This window comes from Rickettsia endosymbiont of Halotydeus destructor (assembly GCF_049278075.1).
GTDB lineage: Bacteria > Pseudomonadota > Alphaproteobacteria > Rickettsiales > Rickettsiaceae > Rickettsia.
Genome location: NZ_JAPNPB010000001.1, coordinates 433938 through 454268, shown reverse-complemented (window position 1 = coordinate 454268; position 20331 = coordinate 433938). Strand labels below are relative to the sequence as shown.

The following is a 20331-nucleotide window of genomic DNA, read 5'->3' as shown; positions in this document are numbered from 1 at the left end:
TAATAAAAATTACTGTGCAATTTTCAGTTGAAAATTTATAACATGTATGTTATTTAAGGGGTATAAAATAAATACATCCTTCTCATGCCCTTAAATATTTTGTTTTTTATACTTGTCATATTTTTTTGTATGAATTCTTATGCAATGCCTGTTCCTATAGGTCTTGAGTTAAATAAAGCAACAGTAAGTGACATAATAAAAAAATACAAAGTTATTAAGAAAGAATCCAATTATTGGCAAGGATATAATTATTTTATAGATATTAAAGACATTAATTTAGAAAAAATATCACAGGCGTTGGTAATATGTAATGATTTCAACATCGTAGAAGCCGTAATTTTAACAATCGATAAAAACCGATTTGAAGAATTTTACACCGCTTTAACAAATAAATATGTGTTAATAAAAAAAGATATAAAAATGGGAGGAAATAAAAGCGCCGCTTTTACAGATGAGGATTGTTCAATTATACTTGAAGCTCCTGAACTCGGCTTTGATATGGAACTTACCTATGTTACGGATAATTTTTATAAGAAATTTTTAAATAAGTTAGAGGAAGAGGAAAAGTTACAGCAAGAACAGATCAAAAGTTTGTTGTGATAATTAAACCTTATCATTTCTGCGAGGCATTGTTGCGTGGCTCGAATTTTTGCACAAAGCGTGCGGTGTCATATGGTGGCTTAACCCACAATATCCAGAAAAAATATCTTAATGAAAGACTGGATGCCGTGGTGAGACCTCGGCATGACACTATTACTTGTAATAATTATAATCCACGCAATAATACTTTCTTTGCAATAAAGCTTTAATAATCAATAACTATAACTAATGGCTATGACCTTTCATTTTTTCTAATAATAGTTGCTTATTATATAGAGCTTCAAAATAAAAAGGATTTAACTCGATAGACTTATTATAAGCCTTGAGGGCTAAATTGTATTTACCTAAATTACTTAAAACATTCCCTTTATTGTTATATGCTTCCGTACAATTAGGATTTAACTTAATAGCTTTATTATAATCCTTAAGGGCTAAATCATATTTACCTAACTCGTTTAACACTACTCCTTTATTGTTATAAGCTTCAAAATAACTAGAATTCAATTTAATAGCCTTATTATAAGCCTCAAGAGCTAAATCATATTTACCTAACTTATATAATGTAAAGCCTTTATTGTTATATGCTTCTGTAAAATTAGGATTTAACTCAATAGCTTTATTATAAGTCTCAAGAGCTAAATCATATTTACCTAATTTTCTAAAAACTATTCCTCTATTATTGTATGCTTCAAAATAATTAGAGTTTAACTCAATAGCTTTATTAAAAGCCTTAAGGGCTAAATCGTATTTACCTAGCTTATATAAATCGGCGCCTTTGTTATAGTAATCAACATAAGAAGGAGGTTTTTCATCTAATGACCAAGCTTTATAGTTTTGTCCTGTAATTAACAGAAAAATAAAAAATAAATATTGCCAATGTTTTTTCACAGTATTTTCTTATAAAATTTTTCATTAAAATAATATATTAAATAACCTAAGAGGACAACTTTTAATATTTTAGGTCTACACAATTTAAGCTATTCAGCAACGCTATCGGGCATTGCTAACTAACGAGAGATACTGTCATTGCGAAGCCACGAAGTGGCTGCGGCAATCCATAAAAATAATAAAAAAGTGTTAATTTTAGCGTTTTTTTACTAGATTGCTTCGTCCATTACTTCGTAATTTTCCTCGCAATGACGTTAAATTCTTAGCTAATCTCTCGTTAGTTAGCAATGCCCGCTATTGGTATTATATTCCCCTCACTACCCTACATTGCAGCTGACAAATTTTATCTATTCATTTTTATAAATTTAAAATATTCGCCTTATCGTTTAGTATCCCCCTTTTTAGCTTATAATATGCGTATTTATTAGCTATTAATTTTTATAATAATAAAATTTAATTTCATTATTTTTGAACACATCTTTTTTATTTCTAAAACCTTTTTTCAGGGAACTGCATGAGGAATTATATGTACCGGCCTGAGCAATATCCGGTCCATCTTTCTTAATTTTTTCTATATCTTTGTCACTTGGAATAACGATAGCAGTATGACCGGCTCTTTTAGGATTGATATTTTTATATGTTGCTACAACCAGATATCCTTGATTAGCTAGTTTTTGTGCCTGGATAAAATTATCCTCTCTATCCTTATTTTTAATATAACTCCATCCGCATTTATTTCCTTCCGTCTCATACCAGTCAGCTTGTTTATTTGCTAGTAATGGAATAAAACCCGTATCTAATTCAGGATGAGGCGGTAAGGAATTTTTAGAAATATTAAGAGAAGATAAAACAGCGTAAACAAAACAACCGTCATGTGTAAGCCGACTGCCGGTTTTTTTATGCTCACCTGTATACTGCTCTATAATTTCACCAGTTTTACAATTAATGATTTCTCCTTTTTGCCATTTTTCTTCAACTTTTAAGGAATTAATAATTTGCAGATTTTTTTTAGCTGCCTCCGATATATTCTCTGCATAGCTTAGGTTACTTATAAAAAATAAACCCATTATTATAAATTTAAAAATTTTAGTCATCTTTTTCTCTTGTTAATTTTATGCGAGCTAATATATTTTATTTATTTTAAATTTGCAACTATTAATTGTAGTTTTTTAAAAGTATGTTTCCTTGACAAGACATGAGCTTTTAGATATGCTGCAAAGTATCAGTAATATTGTGATTTGATTTGCTTATAGAGGAAATTTTCTTCTATTATGTTTAATTTTAAAAACATTTTTCACTAGCACCCGTAGCTCAATTGGATAGAGTACATGACTACGGATCATGAGGTTAGGGGTTCGACTCCTCTCGGGTGCGCCACTCGCAGATTTCACGTGTTTTTATGAAGCTATCAAACGGCGGACGCAGCATAAACTCAAGCTTTTCAGGTTTTAACGTTAGGTTAGCAAACACTAAATTTATTAAACCCCTTTTTTCTGCAATAGTCGAACCTATAAAGGTCTGATAGGCGTTAGAAGCCAATCCCACTAAGGAAATTAGCATTTTTGCAAAGCTATCATCCGCTTTATTATGTGCTTCGATTTCTTTTATGTTATCTTCTCGTTTTTGTTTCAATTCTAATCGTTTTGCTTCGTGTTATTCTTTACTTAATTCGCCATCAAGGAAATAATCCATTAATCTATCCATACGAGTTTTAATTTTAGTATTTTCGGTATAAAGCTCGGTTAATCGCCTTTTATGGTAATCTTTCTCAGCATTTGCAGAATTTTTATATAGGTAATTACTTCCTGCCGAAATTCAGGAGTTAGTTTCATCGATTTAAATACATTCTCGACTTCTTGCAACGGTATTTTTTCAGGTATATATATAGCTTTTGTATGATCCTCTGCTTTCCACATTCTTAAATAAATCCACTGCCCTACTTTGCCATTAGTGTAAGTTTTCTTTTTAAGGTCGGGAGTTACTATACGATCACTATTAGCACACCTAATTAATCCTCTAAATATAAATTCCTTTTCTCTATATTTACCTTGCGACTTTCTGCCCCAATTAAGCCGTACTTTTTGGCAAGCATCAAATAAGCTTTTATCAATAATAGTAGGGTATTTATGCGGGTATTCTTTGCCCGTTTTTAGCAATCTCATTACTCCGTAATAAAAAGGATTCTATATTATTTTATAAATATGTGATTTACACAAATGTCCTTGATTACCTCTTGAATTAGTTAAACCCCATTCTTTGGTTTTCTTAAGGATTTGTATAAGGCTATAATTACCGGTAGCGTAAAACTCAAATATCTTCTTTACTAGTGGTGCTCTAGTTTCATCAACAACAATGGTACTTTTCCCTCTTCCCGAGATATCATCCTTAGCATGTAAATAGCCTATAGGAGCAGTACTTACCCAGCCTTCCTCACGTAATTTTTGTGCAATAGCTCGGTTTATATTATCCTTAAGACTGTCAACGTAGTTTTGAGCAAGCATAACAAATAAATTCCACATCATCCGCTCTTGGGAAGTAGAATATCTATGAATAATACAATTTTCCGTATAAAAATGTAATTCTATTTTTTCTTTTTCAATCAGATTACATAAAAATACTACCTACTCATTTTAAAAATGAAGGAGACGAACGTAAAGAAAAAATGCCTAATAATCAGTTATGGGTAATAGAATGATTGCAGCGATGATTGTATTTGCTGCAATCAAGAATGCAATCATGAAATAGCTTGTAAGCCTATTACTTATGGGTGTTCCACGGGCTTTTATAATTGCATTTGTTCTGCAATCAAGAGTGCAATTATAGAATGTGCTACAAGCCTATTCCTAATACAAGCTACAGAGGTTTTGTTGATTGTTGCATTTTACCCCCTTTATAAATAAAGAGCTACTTTTAGTAAGCCCAATTTTATTTAACGGGATAATCGGTGCGGGTAAAAAGTAAAAAGTTTAAGTTAAAAAAATATTGAGAAAAAAATGAAAGTATTAAAAACAGTAGAAATATCAAAACACGACAAAAGACCCATTGCTAAGTTTTACCGTTGCCGCGCTGAAGACTTAAAGAATGGAGTTACGCCCGGCAAATGTCGTGGTATAAGTTACGAGCAATTTAGGGCAGCTGATCGGTTAGTGAGTAATTACGAACGAGCTTTAAGTTTACGATCAGGAGGGAGTTTTATTAAGATTGAAGCACTAAGCAAGATTAAAAGCAGCTATAACACGGCTAGACTTGAGAACCAAATTGATGCACTGCATAACCACAAGCTGATATTTACCAAACTAAATAAGAAATCGCAGGAAATCATAGAGCATTTTTGTTTGCAGGAGCTGCCAATACGGCAATTTGAATTGAAGCAAATACCCCAATGGATTAAAGGAGCTGGCAGCGTACGGCTACGTGAAGCACTCGATGATTTAGTTGAAATTTACCAAAAATTACCTAAAAAAGCCATAGCGATTTAGTTTTAAAATAATAATTTCAAGAAGAATTAATTAATATAATAAGGATGTAGATAAAGCTAAATTATTTTAAAAATAATACTTCTAAAACCCTATTGCTATCAGGGAATCCGAGTAGTATAATGGTATGTAAGAATGAAATTAGTAGAGCAAGACAAAGGGGGATATGGCAATAATTAGAGAAGAAATTAGCAATAGTGATTTAGAGCAATTATTACCGCCGGTAGCAATCAACGCAAACAAAGATAATATCGAAGCAGTAAAAACAGCTGGATTCGATAGCTTAACTTTTTTGGTGTTAGTCGGAGCTTCATTGGGTCAGTTAAATAATAATCGGTATATACAAATTAAACTGCAACACTCAGACGATCAAAATGCTAATTTTGTAGATTGTACCGATGACGAAATAGTAAGTAACGAACAGAATCACGGCAATATTATTGAGCTAAAAGCAGCACCCGATATTAATACAAGATTTATGATGGGCTATATTGGAGCTAAAAATTATGTTAGATCGGTAATAACGGTAACTGATAACTTTGGGAATGATGGGGTAATAATAGGTATAGCTGCATTACTGCATAATCCAAAATATAAACCGGTTGGAATAAATTAAAACGATGAGCTTTGTTATCAACGTTAATAGTAACATCAAATATATAGAACGTTATATGGATATATTGGAGAAAAAGCAGTTACCATTTGGGACTACACTTGCTTTGAATAAAATAGCACTACTATCTCAAGATAGAATTTGCAAAGCTATCCCTCGTATCTTCAATAACAGTAGGAACTGGTGGGATAGAAGACAAAGAACAGGTATTAAGGTCCAGTTTGCAACCAAATATGTACGAAGCTCAGCTGTTTATACTAAAGCTCACTTTGCAAACATTCAAGAGGAAGGCGGCATAAAAAGACCTTATTCAGGTAAGTTAATAGCCGTTCCAACCGCTAACGTACCACGCAAGGCACGAGCATCGAATGCTTTAAGAAAGGAAGAAGGTAACAAAAATGTATTTAAGTTAGGTAACTCCATATACAAGCGCCTGCCAGGTAGTAGGTTGCAGAGGTTGTACAGCCTCACACCTAAAGCCAACATAAAGGCACGCTTTGGTTTTAAAGATATGGCGGTAACAACGTTCAACAAACATTGGGATCGTGTGTTTACAGAAAGCTTTAACTATGCACTTAATACAGCTAAATAATAAAATATTATTATGAATACGGCACATCTCCTATAAGATTATACTCGTTATTAACAACGGCATAGGTATGTATTCTATCAAACGTATTATTACTTAATTCGATAGACTCTTCTCCAATAATTGCCTTAACCTGTGGTTCTAAAATTATTTCATGTAAATTTTTTTTGATATGTTCAGGGATTAGAGACGTAGAGTAGGCTATAATTTTGACTTGACATCGTAGCGGTTTATCTTCGCTTGTAGGTAGCATAATAATTTAAACTAATTAAAACATTAAAGATATACTAACATTAAATATTAAGTCAACTTAAACTTAAGAGTCTAATATACTCAAAAGGTACTTCCCGTGATTTCGTTTCGCGGGTAACTGACCACCCCACACCTCTCCTAGCGATAGGAATTTTTTAGCATTTCGCTTCGTTTTAAGAATTTAAACAGCAGAAATCTTGTAAATATAAGGGTTTCAGTTTGTACAATAACAATAAAAAGCGAAATATAACAATTTACTATTTCGTCACAACCTAGAAATAACCAAGTCGTGACAATTTGTAATGGGTTAAAGTTTAATATAAAGGATAGGGACAATTTGCCCCCTCCCTTTTAGTAAATATACTAAATATGAATTCTACTATTTACAAATTATCTGACATAGCCAAAGCGTTGAGTTTAACTACTCGTAGAATTCAGCAGTTAGTTAAGGAGGGTATATTGCCCAAGCCTGTTAACAGCAATTACGATTTAGTAAGTTGTATCCGAGCTTATGAGAAATATTTACAACAACAAGTAACAAATAAAAATAATAATACCGGTAACTTACATACTCAAAAACTTCGATTATTAAAAGCCCAAGCAGATAAGGCGGAACTCGAGGTAGCAATATTAGGGGGTAAATATTTATCGGTTACGGAAGTGGAATTGAGCTGGGCAAATCTGCTACTTGCTTTTAGAGCAAGGATGCTAGGACTTCCAAACAATCTAGCAAGGCAAATAATAGCTCTTAATAATGATTTTGCAGCAGTATCTAATTTACTTGAGAAAGAAATACATACAGCTTTATTAGAGTTAAGTAATTATAGTTGTGAATCAGAAGACGATTATTCAGAAGACAGTAAAGATAGTAAAACCACCGCCCAAATTAACTGTATCACAGTGGGCGGATCGGTATCGCAAATTATCGAGTGAAGCAAGTTCCGAGCCCGGTAGCTGGAACACTAATAAAGCCCCGTATCAGCGGGCTATTATGGATGCTCTGAATGACTCACGAATAGAGATGATCGTTGTAATGTCCTCGGCGCAGGTCGGCAAAACGGAAATCATCAATAATATAGTCGGCTATCACATTCACCAAGACCCCGCACCGATGTTGGTAGTACAGCCTACCGAGAAACTGGCGGAGAGTTGGTCAACTGATCGGTTAAGTCCAATGCTGCGAGATAGTGAGGTATTCAGGAATCTGGTTAAAGACCCGAGAAGTAGAGACTCCGGCAATAAAATATTATATAAGAAATTCCCCGGCGGTCATATTACTATGGCTGGTAGTAATTCGCCGTCTTCACTTGCAAGCAGACCTGTTCGGATTGTTTTATGTGATGAAGTCGACAGATACCCAGCAAGTGCCGGGGCTGAAGGCGATCCAGTTAATTTAGCCAAAAAACGAGCCACTACCTTCTGGAATCGTAAAATAGTTCTAACTTCTACCCCTACCATCAAAGATTTAAGCCGAATTGAACAAGCATATTTACAAAGTGATCAAAGACGCTATTACGTACCTTGTAAGCATTGCGGTAAATATCAAATTTTAAAATGGTCACAAGTTAAATGGGATGAAGGTAAGCCTGAAGAAGCGCATTATATTTGTGAAGCTCAGCGGTGCATTCTTTATGATACTGATAAGCAGTTAATGCTAAAAAATGGGCAGTGGCGAGCGGAAGGGATAAGCGGTAACGTTGCAGGATTTCATTTGAGCGAGCTTTATTCGCCTTGGGTTAGTTGGAGTAAAATAGCTTGTGAATTCCTTAAAGCAAAGCTAATGCCTGAAACTCTTAAAACTTGGGTAAATACCACACTCGGTGAAACGTGGGAAGAAGCAGGCGATAGCGTTGATGAAACGAATTTATTAGCTCGCAAAGAAAACTGGGGCAATTTAATTCCAAAAGAAATCGTCATAATTACCGCTGGCGTAGATGTCCAAAATGATCGGTTAGAGCTGGAAATAGTCGGCTGGGCAGTAGGCGAAGAGAGTTGGTCGCTTGGTTATAAAGTAATTTACGGCGACCCTGCTCAAAATGAAGTATGGCAAGATTTAGATAATATTTTAGAGCAAAATTTTACGAATAATATAGGCATCAAGCTTCGCATCTCCTGCGTTTGCATAGACTCAGGCGGTCATCATACGCAAAGCGTTTATAGCTACTGCAAAAAAAGACAAATGCGCCGAGTATTTGCCGTTAAAGGCTCATCTATTACCGGTAAAGCATTAGTAAGCCGTCCTTCGATTGCTAATAAAATGCGAGTTAAATTATTTTCTATCGGTACTGATACAGCAAAAGAAATGATTTATAGTAGGCTTAAGATCACTGAAGTAGGAGCTGGTTATTGTCATTTCCCAGCTAAATACGACGAGCAATATTTTAAGCAGTTAACGGCGGAGAAATGCGTAACTCGTTATAATAAAGGTTTTCCTGTTCGCAAGTGGGAAAAGCCTAGCGGCCGACGTAATGAAGCTTTAGACTGCAGGGTTTATGCTTTGGCGGCACTGCATATATTAAATCCAAATTTAGAAGTTCTGGCAAGCAAGATGCAGGCAGTAAAACCTCAAATTCAAGAAGAGGAAAAAGTAGAATTAGTTAACTATATCCCTGTCAGAAAACCTGTCTCTAGCAGTTTTGTCAAAAACTGGTAAATATAAAATGACTATTTCAAATATTGAACCCAACAGCTTTACAGTCGGTGAAACTGTGCAGTGGCAGAAGGAGTTAACTGATTATCCTACAAAAGACGGTTGGCAATTAATTTATTGCTTTCGTAATTTTGAGAATAGGTTTGAGGTTAAGGCTGTAGCTGAAAATAATTATTATACTATTCGTTTAAGTTCTGAAGAAACTAGTAAATTTTCTCCTGCTATTTATTGGTGGCAGTCAAGAGTTATCAAAGAAGAACTACAATATATTATTGAAAATGGTGAGTTAACCATTAAGCCTAATCTAGCGCTGCTTGATTCTTACGACGGTCGTAGTCACGTTAAACAAGTACTTGATGCGCTACAAGCAACCATACTCGGTAAAGCCAGCCGTGATCAGCTTTCTTACTCAATTAGTGGCAGAAGTCTATCACGCTTAAGTCCTGCAGAACTGCTAAAATGGCGTGATGTTTACAAATCTGAATATGCACGAAATTTGCAAGAAGAACAGCTTAACAAAGGAATTAGCGGTAACAATTTAGTTAAAGTAAAATTTACTGCTCTTTAAATCAATAACTCTCCTATCAATGAAACTCCCTAACATATTCAATTTGTTCAAGCAAAAGACGCAATCAAAGCGCGGATATAGTGCAGCAAGCATAAATAGGCTAACGTCCGACTGGATAAGTAGCGGCTTGTCCGCAGATGCCGAAATTTACAAGAGCCTTAAGTTAATGCGTAATAGATCACGAGAATTATGTATTAATAACGATTATGCCAGAAGATTTTTAAAGCGTACCTCAACTAATGTAATCGGTAATAGCGGAATTAGATTACAAGTTCGAGCTGAAAGCAGCAACTGCTGGAAATTGGAAAGGCGCAGAGCTTGAGCATGACGCTTCATTTGAAGTAGCAAAGCGTATGGGAAGAGAGCCTGCCAGCTTTTTCATTCCAATGGATGTGATGCTAGAGCAAAATTATGAAAAAAGAGACTTACAAAAATTAGTTAATACTGCTGGTGGTTATTTAGTTCCTACCGATTATTTAAGAGGTAATTTTATAGAGCTGCTACGCAATAAAATGTTAGTACGGCAGATGGGTGCTAAAGTCATGAGTGGCTTGCAGGGTGATATTGCTATACCAAAGCAAATGGGAGGAGCTACAGCTTTTTGGGTAGCTGAAGGAGAATCGCCGCAGAAATCGCAGCAAACGTTTGGGCAGGTAACATTATCTCCAAAAAGCATAGCAGCTTATACCGATTTTAGCCGTAAGCTGATATTACAAGCAAGCCCTGATATTGAGCAATTAGTACGAGATGATTTAGCAACCACTATCGCACTTGAGATTGATAGAGCAGCTATAATGGGAAGCGGCAAAGGCGCTGAACCTTTGGGCATATTAAATCACAAAATAAATAGAATTAATATTGCTGATAATGAGCAGATTGATTTTGGTAAAATAGTAGATTTAGAGAGTAGCATAGCCGCCAAAAATGCTGATATCGGCAGTCTTGGATATTTATGTAATGCAGCACTTCGGGGACACTTAAAGCAGACCGAAAAAGCAGATGGTACTGCCCAATTCATCTGGGAAAGCAAAGGTAACGATGCGAGCTTTGGCTATTTAAACGGCTACAAAGTCGGAACAACTAATCAAATGCCAGCTGATACTTTATTATTCGGTAATTTTGCTGATTTAATCATCGGACAATGGGGCGTACTTGACGTGTTAGTGGATCCATACGCTTTAGGCACTAGCGGCGGGATCCGCATCAGGCTTATGCAAGACATTGACATCGCCATTAGACACCCCGAATCTTTTGCAGTGGCAAGAAATAATTAAATTTTCTATTTGAATAAATCACTATGTGTACCGGTACGTTCTAATCTTAAAACTTCACTATCTAGGTAATAAAGTAGTAGCCAATCAGGCTCAATATGACAATCCCAGATATTACTCATATTTACAATTTTATGTAGGCAATATTTTGGCGGTAATAACAAATGATGAGCCATACCAGCATTAATATTTTCTACTAATAAGTTAGTAACTTTAATTAGCTTCTTGATATCTTTACCACGTTTATGCATAAGTAATAATTCTTTTTCAAAACGCTTGGTAGAGGTTTGTAGAATCATATTAAATTAAGCTTTTTATACATTTCTTGATAAGAGGAATATTCATTTATATTAGAACCTTGTTTTGATTCTTCTAAAGCTTTAATAGAATCTGCATTTAATTCTTTTTCCTGCTCTATTTTGCTATAAATAGCTTCTCTTACATAATTCATTATTGTCTCATTTTTATAAGCAGTATGAACTTTTAAAAATTTATGTAATTCATCTGAAATATCTATACTTAACCTAGTCATTATATTTACCTCATCTAAGTAGTTACTTAAGTAAGTATATCATTAAATTATAAAAAATTAAAGTAAAAATTATAATTATGCCGTTTCAAGAAGATTTTAACGAGTTTTTAGATGTTGAATAAGGATTCGCAATTAATGCTACTTTAACGCCAGCACTTGGAGAGCCTTATGTAATTAATTCAGGGAATTATGAGCGAGGAATATTTTGAAGTAGATAGTGGCATGAGCGGAATTGCTAGTAGTAAGCCGATATTTGAGTGTAGCGAGGATGATATTACGGAAGTTGAATATGGTGACCTCCTAACAGTGAAAAAAAAGGATTACCTCATTATTGAGATTAAACCTGACGGCAGCGGCTGGGCTAGCCTACTTTTAGAGCGACAAAACTAAATTATGCACGCAAGAACCAAGATAAGGCACGCTTTTGTTGAACTATTGCAGGGTAAAACTTCGGTAGGTACTAAGGTTTATGATAGCAGGCTTTACACTATGGAGTTTACGTCGCTACCCGGTATTATCGTATTTTCTCCTAATGAAGAGGTAATTACCTCAACCATAAGCCCACCTCGTTCGCAGGATCGCAACGTTAAGATAGTTGTTGAATGTTATACCAAAGCAACCAGGGACGTGAATGTTACGATTGATAATATAACGGCAGAGGTTGAAAAGTTGGTAGCAAATAGTTTAACGTTAAAGAAGCTTTGTAAGGACTGCCGTTTGTTGTCAACCGATATAACTTTGAATACAGAGGGTGATCAACTAGTATCTGTTGCAACTCTTCTATTTTCGGTAAGTTACAGAACAAAGGAAAATAATCCAGAAGTTTTTATATAAATCAAATTTGCACTCGCTGAAGTGTTACATAAAACAGTTGCAGAAATAGAGCAAATGACGGTAGACGAATGGTATCATTGGCTCGCTTATTTTAAAATTAAGAAAATTAGAGAACAGGGTAAATTAAGAAAATAATACGGTCAAAGTATCTAAGTATTTTTTATTTAATAAAATTCAATAAGCGTTTTTTATTACGTTGGGCCTTGGAATTAGTAGGATCAAGTTCAATAGCTTTATTATAAGCTTCAATAGCTAAATTATATTTTCTTTTACTGTATAAAATAGTACCTTTATTGTTATATGCTGCAGGATCACTATTTAACTCAATGGCTTTATCATAAGATTCTATGGCTAAATCATATTTATTTAAATAGTATAAAACAAGACCTTTATTATAATACAATTCAGAATCATTTGGATTTAATTCAATAGCTTTATTAAAAACTTCAAGTGCCAATTTATATTTAGCTAATTTACCTAAGATAAGGCCTTTGTTATAATATGCTTCAGAATTCTTAGGGTTCAACTCAATTGCTTTATTATAAGCCTCAAGAGTTAAGTCATATTTATCTAGCTTATGTAAACTATATAAAGCGGTACCTTTATTATTATATAATTCAGAATTATTAGGATTTAACTCAATCGCTTTATTAAAAGCCTCAAGAGCTAAATCATACTTATCTGATTTGGCTAAAAGAAGACCTTTATTATTATATATCTCAGGGTCATTAGGACTTAAGTCAATTGCTTTATTATAAGCTTCAAGAGCTGGGTCATATTTACCTAATTTTTCTAAAACAATACCTTGATTATAATATGTATTAGGGTCATTAGAGTTTAACTCTATTGCTTTATCATAAGCCTCAAGAGCTAGGTCATATTTTCCTAACTCTACTAAAGCATTTCCTTTGTTATTATATATAGTAAAATTATTATAATTTAGTTCAATAGCTTTATCATAAGCTTCAATAGCTAACTCGTATTTTCCTAAAGTAGCTAAATCATTCCCCTTATTATAATAATCTATCGAATAATTAGTTGCATTATCTAATGCCAAGCCTTGGTTAACTTGAATAAACATTAATGTAAGACTTAAAATTAAATATTGTCGATACTTCTGCATATTTTCTTTATAGATTAAATTTTAGTATAAAAATACACCAAAAATAAATTATTAGAAGAAATAAAAATTATTATAATTAGGTAGTATGACTACTAAAGAAGTCAGGGTAACATTTCGAGGAATTGATAAGACTAGAGAAGCGTTTGGCAGGCTGAAGCAGAATTTTAAGAAACTGCAAGAATTAACCAGTAAAGTAAGTTTTGGTTTTGGTAAGATCGGTACAGCTCTTACTGCTGCCTTCAGCACTCATGCTTTGAAGAAAATAATCGATAGCGGCGAGCAGATTGGTAAATTGTCAGCTAAACTTGATATATCGACTCGCAGTTTATCGGAGTTAAAATATGTAGCTAGTAGCTCAGGTGTGGAGTTTGATGCTTTAACTTCAGGTTTGACTGCGATGTCTGCGAAAATTCAGGAGGCAGCTTGCGGTAGTGGTGAGGCAAAAGATGCACTTGCGGCTCTTGGTTTATCGGCTAAGGAGCTAGTAGCTTTAAGTCCTGATCAGCAATTAGAGAAGATCGCAACCCAGTTTGAGAGATTAAATAATTCTTCAGATAAAGCAACTATTGCTACTAAATTATTTGGTTCTGAGAGTTCAGCATTAGCACAAATTGCGGAGCAAGGGGCAGTTGGAATTCAGCAAATGCGAGAAGAAGCACAAAGGCTCGGCGTTTCTTTATCCGAAGAGGATTGTAAAGCCATGGCACAATTTAATAATGAATTGAATAAATTACAGACAGTGCTGATAAGTTTAATTACCTCTTGCTTAGTGCCGATATTGCCAGTTGTAACAAGCTTTTTTGGAGCTATACGTGAAGGTCATCAGGCAAGTACTTTTATTATAACGGCTATAGAGGTGATCCTTGCTTTGAAGCTTGCCGTTTGGTTTGTCACTGCTACTATGGCAGTAAGAGCTTTTACAGTAGCTTTGATGGCAAATCCTTTGGGGTTAACGGCAATTGCAATATCGGCAACAGTTGCAGGACTTGTGACTTTAACAAAATGGTTCAACAAAAGCAGCGAAGCTGCAGAGAAGCATAATAAAGTACTTGAATCGCCACGCATAGTTGAAACCTTTAAACTAAATCTTCCTAAAAAGAAGATATGGCAGTTATGAGTAAAAGTAACGAGCTAATGAGTGATGCTACACAAATATTTAAGCAAACTAGAACACCCCTTGAAAAACATAACGGTCAAATTGAGAAGCTAAATAAATTACTAAAACAAGGCTTAATAGATCAAGATACTTATAACAGAGCCTTAAAACAAAGCGAAGAGCAGTTAGATAAATTCGGCGAACATAGCAAAGATGTATTTGATTTAATTAAGGAAAAATCACAAGAAAGTGCTAATAGTTTAATTGATAATTTTGCCGATGCGGCTTTTGGTGCAGGCGGTCATATTAAAAGTTTAAAGGAAGTGTGCAGTGATTTTTTTAAGGAACTGCAAAGTGATATTTTAAAAATGACTCTGAAAGAGAATATCATAGGCACAAGCGGCGGCGGTGGGTTACTCGGTAGTAGTAACGGAAGTGGTCAATCAGGAGCGAGCGGAATTTTATCAGGTTTTGGCTCTAAATTCGGTGGATTCTTTGCAAAAGGTGGCACAGTTCGCCCAAATAAAGCCCATATTGTCGGTGATGGTGGTGAGCCGGAGTTATTTATCCCAAATTCTATCGGCACTGTAACACCTTTAAGCCAAATACAATCAGCAAATAGCGGTAATATCGTTGTTAATATGAATATTCAAACGCCCGATATTGCTTCATTTAATCAAAGCCGCAATCAAATTACCGCTGATATGGCAAGGCAGATTTCCCGAAGTAAACGTAATTTATAATGATAACTGCTTTTGCTGAGGTACAATTTCCGCCGGAAATATCTTACGGCTCTAAGGGTGGACCGCAATTTTCAACTGACATAGTCACAACCTTTAGTGGACATGAGCAGCGTAATATTAATTGGCAAGAGGCGCGAGCTAGATACGATATAAGTAGCGGCATAAAAACTGAGAAGCAATGGCAGCAGCTAATAGCTTTTTTCAGAAGTAGACGAGGCAGAGCGATAGGGTTTCGTTATAAAGATTTCGCAGATTATCGAGCTGCTCATCAAATAATCGGCAACGGCAACGGTCAGCAAAAAGAATTTCAATTAGTAAAACAATATATAAGCGGTGATTATAACTACACCCGCATCATCAATAAACCGGTAAATAATAATTTTTGTAAAATTTATATTGACTCGATGCCTATAGATCAAGGATTTAGCATTGATTTTACCACCGGTATTGTAACGTTTAACCTAGCTCCACGAAATGGTGAAGAAATAACCGCCGATTTTGAATTTGACGTCCCAGTGCGTTTTGATACCGATCATTTAGATTTGTCACTAGATAGTTTCGCTATAGGGTCTTGGGGCAATATTCCTTTGGTTGAGATACGAGTATAATAAAATTCATGAGAAATTTATCCTCACAACTTAAAAATCATCTAAGTAATGAGGTAACAACACTCGCTACTTGCTGGAAGCTAACCAGAAAAGATAATAGAGTTTTCACCTTTACCGACCATGACCAAGCCTTATTTATTGATAATATAAAATATGACTCTATAGCAGGTTTTACTCCGACTAACGTAGAAAGCAATAGTAACATGGCAGTCGACAATTTGGATTTAGCAGGACAATTTCATGACAATAAAATAACGAAAATAAAGTTGCTAGCCGGCAAATATGATTTTGCAGAAGTAGAAATATTCTTAGTAAATTACCTGCTACCTGAAAGTGGAAAGATAATACAAAAGCGTGGTGTGCTCGGGGAAGTCACTTTAAATAAAAACCTGTTTCATGCTGAAGTAAGGGGATTAACGCAATTCTTATCACAAACTATGTGCGAAAGTTATACTCCACACTGCAGAGCGAACTTAGGAGATCAGCGTTGCAGATTTAATTTAAATCAACCAGCTTTTACAGTTAATGCCGCAGTAACTGAAATAATTGACCAACAAATTTTTACTGCTGCTTCTTTAACGCAAGATAATAATTGGTTTACTTATGGCTATATCAGCTGGCAGACAGGCAAAAATATTAATCTACAAATGGAAGTAAAAAGTTTTATTAATAGTCGCATCAATTTAGTTTTACCGATGCCTTATATTATTAATATAGGCGATGAGTTTACTATAGTTGCCGGCTGCGATAAAGCTAGCCGCACCTGCCTAGAGAAATTTAACAACATTATCAATTTCCGTGGTGAGCCTGATCTGCCTGGTATTGATAGGTTAAGTTCAAGATAATGTTTGGTTTGGGTGCAATACTGCCGGTAGTAGGCGGAGCTTTTGGGCTAATGCTTGGAGGTTCCGGAGGAGCTATCAAAGGTGCGGTGCTAGGGGCAGCCATCGGTAATTTATTTGGTAAAAAGAAAAAAACTAATGACAATTTTAGCTCTAATATAAGAGAAGGGGCGAGATTAAATGATCTTAAAGTACAAATCTCAAGTTATGGTGAGGTAATCCCAAAAGTTTACGGAACTATAAGGCTTGCAGGTAACATCATTTGGGCAACAGATATTAAGGAGTTTGAGACTAAGGGTTTTGAAGAATATGGCGAAGATGATTTTAGAAGAGTAATTAATTATAATTACTCCGCAAGTCTTGCTATAGCTATATGCGAGGGGGAAATCGAGGAAATAATACGTATTTGGGCAGATGGTACTTTGTTAACTGAAGGAACGCTTAGAGCTAGCCAAGGTAAATTTAATATTCATTTAGGAACTGAAGAGCAATTACCCGATGATATTATCGCTAAATATAAAACTCCAGGTACTTACCCCGCTTATAGAGGATTATGTTACATAGTATTTGAAGATTTACCGCTTGCACAATTTGGTAATTGCATCCCTAATTTTACTTTTGAAGTTAGAAAGAAAACACAAATTAAGCCGAGTGTTGAGGATAAAATCAAGGAAATCGTTCTTATTCCAGGAGCCGGAGAATTTGTTTACTCAAACACAGTACATTACAAACAATACCGTACTAAAGTTGGCAGGAAAACAGTTGATTTTTGGGGTAAAAATTACCTCAATATACATAACTATTCCGGTAAAGCTAATATGCTGCTTGCCATGGAACAGATGGCAAAAACTTTACCAAATTTAGAGTGGGTAGCAGTCGTTGTGTGCTGGTTTGCCACTGCAAGTAATGCCGGTAATTGTCGGATAGTTCCTAAGGTAGAACGAGTAGTGTTTTTAAGCGAGGTGGATTTATCTTTGCTGAATAAAAAGGTAGAGCAAGAATAGCAGAAATGTAGAAAAAGTTAAGCTAACTTAATATTTTTATTTCTAATATTTAAGAATTATTATAAATTATAAGTTAAAAAAACACCGTCTCTTGCAATTTTCTGCTTTCTATTTTCAATAGAAAATGTTATAAGGATTAATCTAATAATTTTGGTTAATTTTCATGGAAGACATTAATTGCTGGGAAGAAAAATTTGAAGTTTGCGAGTATGCCGCAAGACTGTTAGATAAGGTTACTTATTTAAACACGTTAGTAAAGCAGCCCGTAGATATTCGAGAAATCAAAAAGGGTATTTATTACGCACGGAAATATCACGGCACACAAATGCGCCAATCAGGCGACCCTTATTACTCTCATCCAATAGAAGTGGCGTATTTGTTAGCCGAGTATACGGCAACCGAAGTACCTAAGCTTTTTATCCCAAGTATGCTAAATGGGGCATTGTTGCATGATACGGTAGAGGATACAAAGCTTACAGAAGAGGAAATTAGAAAGCTTTTTGATGACACCACTGCAAGACATGTAGAAGGTTTAACGCGTGTCAAACCTTATGGTAAAATCAGTGCGGAAGAAAGCTTAATTTTATTGTTTAAGCAAAAAAGGCATGATACGGGACTTATTAAAATTTTTGATAGAATTCATAACTTACAAACCTTGGGAGCTAAATCTCCTGAAAAAATCCAAAAAATTATAAAAGAAACTTTAAAAAGCTTTTTAATTTTAAGCGAAGTTCTTGAAATGCCTTTAATTAGCGATCTTCTATACAAAGAATGTTATAAACATGCTAGTAAATTTAATATCGTGAAAAATGATAATATTAATGTAAATTCTATGTTTCGTTTTTCTCCATTCTTTCAAAATAAGATACTCCCATAAAAAATGTTATACCTACTGGAATAAAAATTAAGAATAATCCCCAGTACCCTAAATAATTAGTAGTATACACTAAACCAAATGATGTTATAACATAAGTAAGTAGTTTTGCTATTGCGCTTAGCATACTAGTATACGTAAATCTTTTAAAAACTGGAAAATACTTATAAAATATTGGAGCAGCGGGTACATGATCAAATACAAATAATGCAGCTAAACATTGAAAAATAAAGATATAATCAGGAGTAGGATTATATCTTAACATTATAGGAAAAAAGACAAGAGAAATAAAAAACAAATAGAGTTTTGTTTTAAGTATTTTTAAAGGATGGATTTTATAGCTTATAAATGTAAGACCTATAATACCTATCAAATCTACTATTGATACCCAAAAATTTTGACTAATAATTTGATTAGGGGTAAATCCGCATTCTCTTCTTAATATATCACCACAATAAATATATACGAAATAAAAGCATGGGGGCCTAGCACATTGAATAAAGAAATACCAAACTGAGGTTGCTTTAGGAACTTTTTGATCTATAAAATCTTTATCGATTTCTTCATTAATTTCATTAAATTCAATGCCATTTTCTTTAAGCATTAACTTTAGCTTATTTTTTTTATTTGAAAATTCGTCGGCTTCTTTTAAACTAGTTCTTGCAATTGTTCCAACAAATGCAATACCTGCACCAATCAAAAAAGCTATTCGCCAACTTGATTCATGTTGATAAATATTTTGATTAGTAAAAATTGATGCAATACCTAAAGCAAAGGTAGTACCTAAGGCAGAAAAAACTGTTATCATCGCTACTAACGGATATTGTATAGGAGGAGCTGAACTTTCGGTTAAATATAATTCCGCTCCTCTAGATTCTGCTGTTGCCGACATACCTTGAACTATTCGACATGTAGTAAGAACCCAAGAAGCAGTTATACCTATTGTTGCATAGGTAGGAAAACTTCCTATAATAGCACAAGCTACACCCATTAACATAGTAGTTAAAATAACTACTGTTTTTCTTCCTAAATGATCTCCAATATAGCCAAATATTAAAGCACCGAGAGGTCGTAACAAATAAGTAGAACAAAAAGAAAAAGCAGCTAGTAAAGAATAGGTGAAAGGATCATATTCAGGAAAGAATAATTTATTTAAAAGTATTGCCATATGAACATATAGCATTAAATCGAAATATTCAAGAAAAGTCCCTATAGAAAGTATGCCTACGGCTTTTTTTTGTTCTCCTGTTAAACTTCTTTGCTCTTTCTTATAGCCTAACATTTTCTTAACTTATTAATTGAATGCTAAAAAACTATATCTTTTTTGTTGAAAGTCAAGAAGAGTTTTCGCCTTTTGCGATAAAAAAATGAAATGTGGCTTAAACGCTTCATTATCACTTTATTTATTTAAATTTTTTGAAGTTTTTAGGATAGGCGTTAATAAAACGCCTTAACTTTAGGTTTGCGCCGTCATTACGAGCGACTAAAAGGAGCGCGGCAATCTTTCTTAGATTTAACTAGATTGCCACGTCGGCATAAATGCCTCCTCGCAATGACGACGTTATGATTTACAAGAGCGAATTTTAAGTTTAATTGTGCATCCCATAAAACAGCAGCAATAAAGTTAAGCTAATTTAATGTTTTATTTTATAATATTTAAAGATTATTATAAATTATAAGTTAAAAAAATACTTCCTCTTGCAATTTTCTGCTTTCTATTTTCAATAGAAAATGTTATAAGGATTAATCTAATAATTTTGGTTAATTT

The 20331-nt window shown here is 34.3% G+C and carries 27 protein-coding genes and 1 tRNA gene; 18 read left to right on the top strand and 10 right to left on the bottom strand.

The features are described 5' to 3' along the window. Positions 1-129: 129 nt before the first annotated feature. The gene (locus tag OTR29_RS02190; RefSeq protein WP_422229019.1) at positions 130-600 is read left to right on the top strand and encodes a hypothetical protein; all 471 of its coding nucleotides are present in this window, start codon (positions 130-132) and stop codon (positions 598-600) included. A gap of 225 nt (positions 601-825) precedes the next feature. Here the strand turns inward: OTR29_RS02190 and OTR29_RS02185 are convergent, their stop codons facing one another. Together OTR29_RS02185 and OTR29_RS02180 are read right to left on the bottom strand one after the other, a co-directional pair. Then, positions 826-1488 carry a tetratricopeptide repeat protein gene (locus OTR29_RS02185; protein ID WP_422229018.1) on the bottom strand — a complete coding sequence of 221 codons (663 nt, stop codon included), beginning with the start codon at positions 1486-1488 and terminating at the stop codon, positions 826-828. Positions 1489-1919: 431 nt separating this feature from the next. Further along, on the bottom strand, positions 1920-2582 hold the full coding sequence (locus OTR29_RS02180) for a hypothetical protein (RefSeq protein WP_422229017.1): 663 nt from the start codon (positions 2580-2582) through the stop codon (positions 1920-1922). Between the two features lie 206 nt (positions 2583-2788). On the opposite strand from OTR29_RS02180, the gene OTR29_RS02175 reads away from it, so the two are divergent. Beyond that, a tRNA-Arg gene (locus OTR29_RS02175) sits at positions 2789-2865 on the top strand. Here OTR29_RS02175 and OTR29_RS02170 read toward each other — a convergent pair. From OTR29_RS02170 to OTR29_RS02160, 3 genes are all read right to left on the bottom strand, one after another. Next, complete coding sequence (locus OTR29_RS02170; protein WP_422229016.1) at positions 2836-3120, bottom strand: recombinase RecB; 285 nt, start codon at positions 3118-3120, stop codon at positions 2836-2838. The two genes, OTR29_RS02175 and OTR29_RS02170, sit on opposite strands and share 30 nt — an antisense overlap. Before the next feature lie 110 nt (positions 3121-3230). Next, complete coding sequence (locus OTR29_RS02165) at positions 3231-3650, bottom strand: hypothetical protein (protein ID WP_422229015.1); 420 nt, start codon at positions 3648-3650, stop codon at positions 3231-3233. A gap of 21 nt (positions 3651-3671) precedes the next feature. Further along, on the bottom strand, positions 3672-4010 hold the full coding sequence (locus OTR29_RS02160) for a serine integrase family protein (RefSeq protein ID WP_422229014.1): 339 nt from the start codon (positions 4008-4010) through the stop codon (positions 3672-3674). 471 nt (positions 4011-4481) lie between these two features. Between OTR29_RS02160 and OTR29_RS02155 the strand changes: the two genes are divergently transcribed. From OTR29_RS02155 to OTR29_RS02145, 3 genes are all read left to right on the top strand, one after another. Then, positions 4482-4967, top strand: a complete 486-nt coding sequence (locus OTR29_RS02155; RefSeq protein WP_422229013.1) for a hypothetical protein — start codon at positions 4482-4484, stop codon at positions 4965-4967. A gap of 163 nt (positions 4968-5130) precedes the next feature. Beyond that, positions 5131-5580: a hypothetical protein gene (locus tag OTR29_RS02150; RefSeq protein ID WP_422229012.1), complete on the top strand. Its 450-nt coding sequence runs from the start codon at positions 5131-5133 to the stop codon at positions 5578-5580. Positions 5581-5584: 4 nt separating this feature from the next. Further along, a complete protein-coding gene (locus OTR29_RS02145; RefSeq protein WP_422229011.1) occupies positions 5585-6169 on the top strand; it encodes a hypothetical protein in 585 nt (194 codons plus the stop codon). A gap of 10 nt (positions 6170-6179) precedes the next feature. Here the strand turns inward: OTR29_RS02145 and OTR29_RS02140 are convergent, their stop codons facing one another. Further along, positions 6180-6419 (bottom strand): hypothetical protein, encoded by a 240-nt coding sequence (locus tag OTR29_RS02140; protein ID WP_422229010.1) that lies wholly within the window; start codon positions 6417-6419, stop codon positions 6180-6182. Positions 6420-6787: 368 nt separating this feature from the next. Here OTR29_RS02140 and OTR29_RS02135 point away from each other — a divergent pair, with 368 nt between their 5' ends. The 5 genes from OTR29_RS02135 to OTR29_RS02115 are packed head-to-tail and all read left to right on the top strand — an operon-like array spanning position 6788 to position 10910. Then, complete coding sequence (locus tag OTR29_RS02135; RefSeq protein WP_422229009.1) at positions 6788-7351, top strand: hypothetical protein; 564 nt, start codon at positions 6788-6790, stop codon at positions 7349-7351. Then, positions 7248-9071 carry a phage terminase large subunit family protein gene (locus tag OTR29_RS02130; RefSeq protein ID WP_422229008.1) on the top strand — a complete coding sequence of 608 codons (1824 nt, stop codon included), beginning with the start codon at positions 7248-7250 and terminating at the stop codon, positions 9069-9071. The genes OTR29_RS02135 and OTR29_RS02130 overlap by 104 nt, the downstream gene beginning before the upstream one ends. A gap of 7 nt (positions 9072-9078) precedes the next feature. Then, on the top strand, positions 9079-9636 hold the full coding sequence (locus OTR29_RS02125) for a hypothetical protein (RefSeq protein WP_422229007.1): 558 nt from the start codon (positions 9079-9081) through the stop codon (positions 9634-9636). 19 nt (positions 9637-9655) lie between these two features. Beyond that, entirely contained in the window at positions 9656-9958 is a 303-nt protein-coding gene (locus tag OTR29_RS02120; RefSeq protein ID WP_422229006.1) for a phage portal protein, read from the top strand. Between the two features lie 31 nt (positions 9959-9989). After that, positions 9990-10910, top strand: coding sequence for a phage major capsid protein (locus tag OTR29_RS02115; RefSeq protein WP_422229005.1), 921 nt, complete (start codon positions 9990-9992; stop codon positions 10908-10910). Between the two features lie 5 nt (positions 10911-10915). Here the strand turns inward: OTR29_RS02115 and OTR29_RS02110 are convergent, their stop codons facing one another. Together OTR29_RS02110 and OTR29_RS02105 are read right to left on the bottom strand one after the other, a co-directional pair. Further along, positions 10916-11206, bottom strand: coding sequence for a type II toxin-antitoxin system RelE/ParE family toxin (locus OTR29_RS02110; RefSeq protein WP_422229004.1), 291 nt, complete (start codon positions 11204-11206; stop codon positions 10916-10918). Beyond that, positions 11203-11439: a hypothetical protein gene (locus OTR29_RS02105; RefSeq protein WP_422229003.1), complete on the bottom strand. Its 237-nt coding sequence runs from the start codon at positions 11437-11439 to the stop codon at positions 11203-11205. The genes OTR29_RS02110 and OTR29_RS02105 overlap by 4 nt, the downstream gene beginning before the upstream one ends. A gap of 189 nt (positions 11440-11628) precedes the next feature. Between OTR29_RS02105 and OTR29_RS02100 the strand changes: the two genes are divergently transcribed. Continuing rightward, positions 11629-11829: a head-tail joining protein gene (locus OTR29_RS02100; RefSeq protein ID WP_422229002.1), complete on the top strand. Its 201-nt coding sequence runs from the start codon at positions 11629-11631 to the stop codon at positions 11827-11829. A 3-nt stretch (positions 11830-11832) separates the two neighbouring features. Further along, positions 11833-12273 carry a hypothetical protein gene (locus tag OTR29_RS02095; RefSeq protein WP_422229001.1) on the top strand — a complete coding sequence of 147 codons (441 nt, stop codon included), beginning with the start codon at positions 11833-11835 and terminating at the stop codon, positions 12271-12273. Between the two features lie 160 nt (positions 12274-12433). Here OTR29_RS02095 and OTR29_RS02090 read toward each other — a convergent pair whose 3' ends face one another. Beyond that, a complete protein-coding gene (locus tag OTR29_RS02090; RefSeq protein WP_422229000.1) occupies positions 12434-13396 on the bottom strand; it encodes a tetratricopeptide repeat protein in 963 nt (320 codons plus the stop codon). A gap of 85 nt (positions 13397-13481) precedes the next feature. Here OTR29_RS02090 and OTR29_RS02085 point away from each other — a divergent pair, with 85 nt between their 5' ends. From OTR29_RS02085 to OTR29_RS02060, 6 genes are all read left to right on the top strand, one after another. After that, on the top strand, positions 13482-14513 hold the full coding sequence (locus OTR29_RS02085) for a phage tail tape measure protein (RefSeq protein ID WP_422228999.1): 1032 nt from the start codon (positions 13482-13484) through the stop codon (positions 14511-14513). Beyond that, positions 14510-15235: a hypothetical protein gene (locus OTR29_RS02080; protein WP_422228998.1), complete on the top strand. Its 726-nt coding sequence runs from the start codon at positions 14510-14512 to the stop codon at positions 15233-15235. The genes OTR29_RS02085 and OTR29_RS02080 overlap by 4 nt, the downstream gene beginning before the upstream one ends. Further along, positions 15235-15843: a DUF2460 domain-containing protein gene (locus OTR29_RS02075; RefSeq protein ID WP_422228997.1), complete on the top strand. Its 609-nt coding sequence runs from the start codon at positions 15235-15237 to the stop codon at positions 15841-15843. The genes OTR29_RS02080 and OTR29_RS02075 overlap by 1 nt, the downstream gene beginning before the upstream one ends. A gap of 8 nt (positions 15844-15851) precedes the next feature. Continuing rightward, positions 15852-16688, top strand: coding sequence for a DUF2163 domain-containing protein (locus OTR29_RS02070; RefSeq protein WP_422228996.1), 837 nt, complete (start codon positions 15852-15854; stop codon positions 16686-16688). Next, positions 16688-17689, top strand: coding sequence for a hypothetical protein (locus OTR29_RS02065; protein WP_422228995.1), 1002 nt, complete (start codon positions 16688-16690; stop codon positions 17687-17689). Before OTR29_RS02070 ends, OTR29_RS02065 begins: the two co-directional genes overlap by 1 nt. A gap of 163 nt (positions 17690-17852) precedes the next feature. Then, positions 17853-18566 (top strand): HD domain-containing protein, encoded by a 714-nt coding sequence (locus OTR29_RS02060; RefSeq protein ID WP_422228994.1) that lies wholly within the window; start codon positions 17853-17855, stop codon positions 18564-18566. Here the strand turns inward: OTR29_RS02060 and OTR29_RS02055 are convergent. Continuing rightward, entirely contained in the window at positions 18520-19845 is a 1326-nt protein-coding gene (locus tag OTR29_RS02055) for an MFS transporter (RefSeq protein WP_422228993.1), read from the bottom strand. The genes OTR29_RS02060 and OTR29_RS02055 overlap by 47 nt on opposite strands. Between the last annotated feature and the right edge of the window lie 486 nt (positions 19846-20331).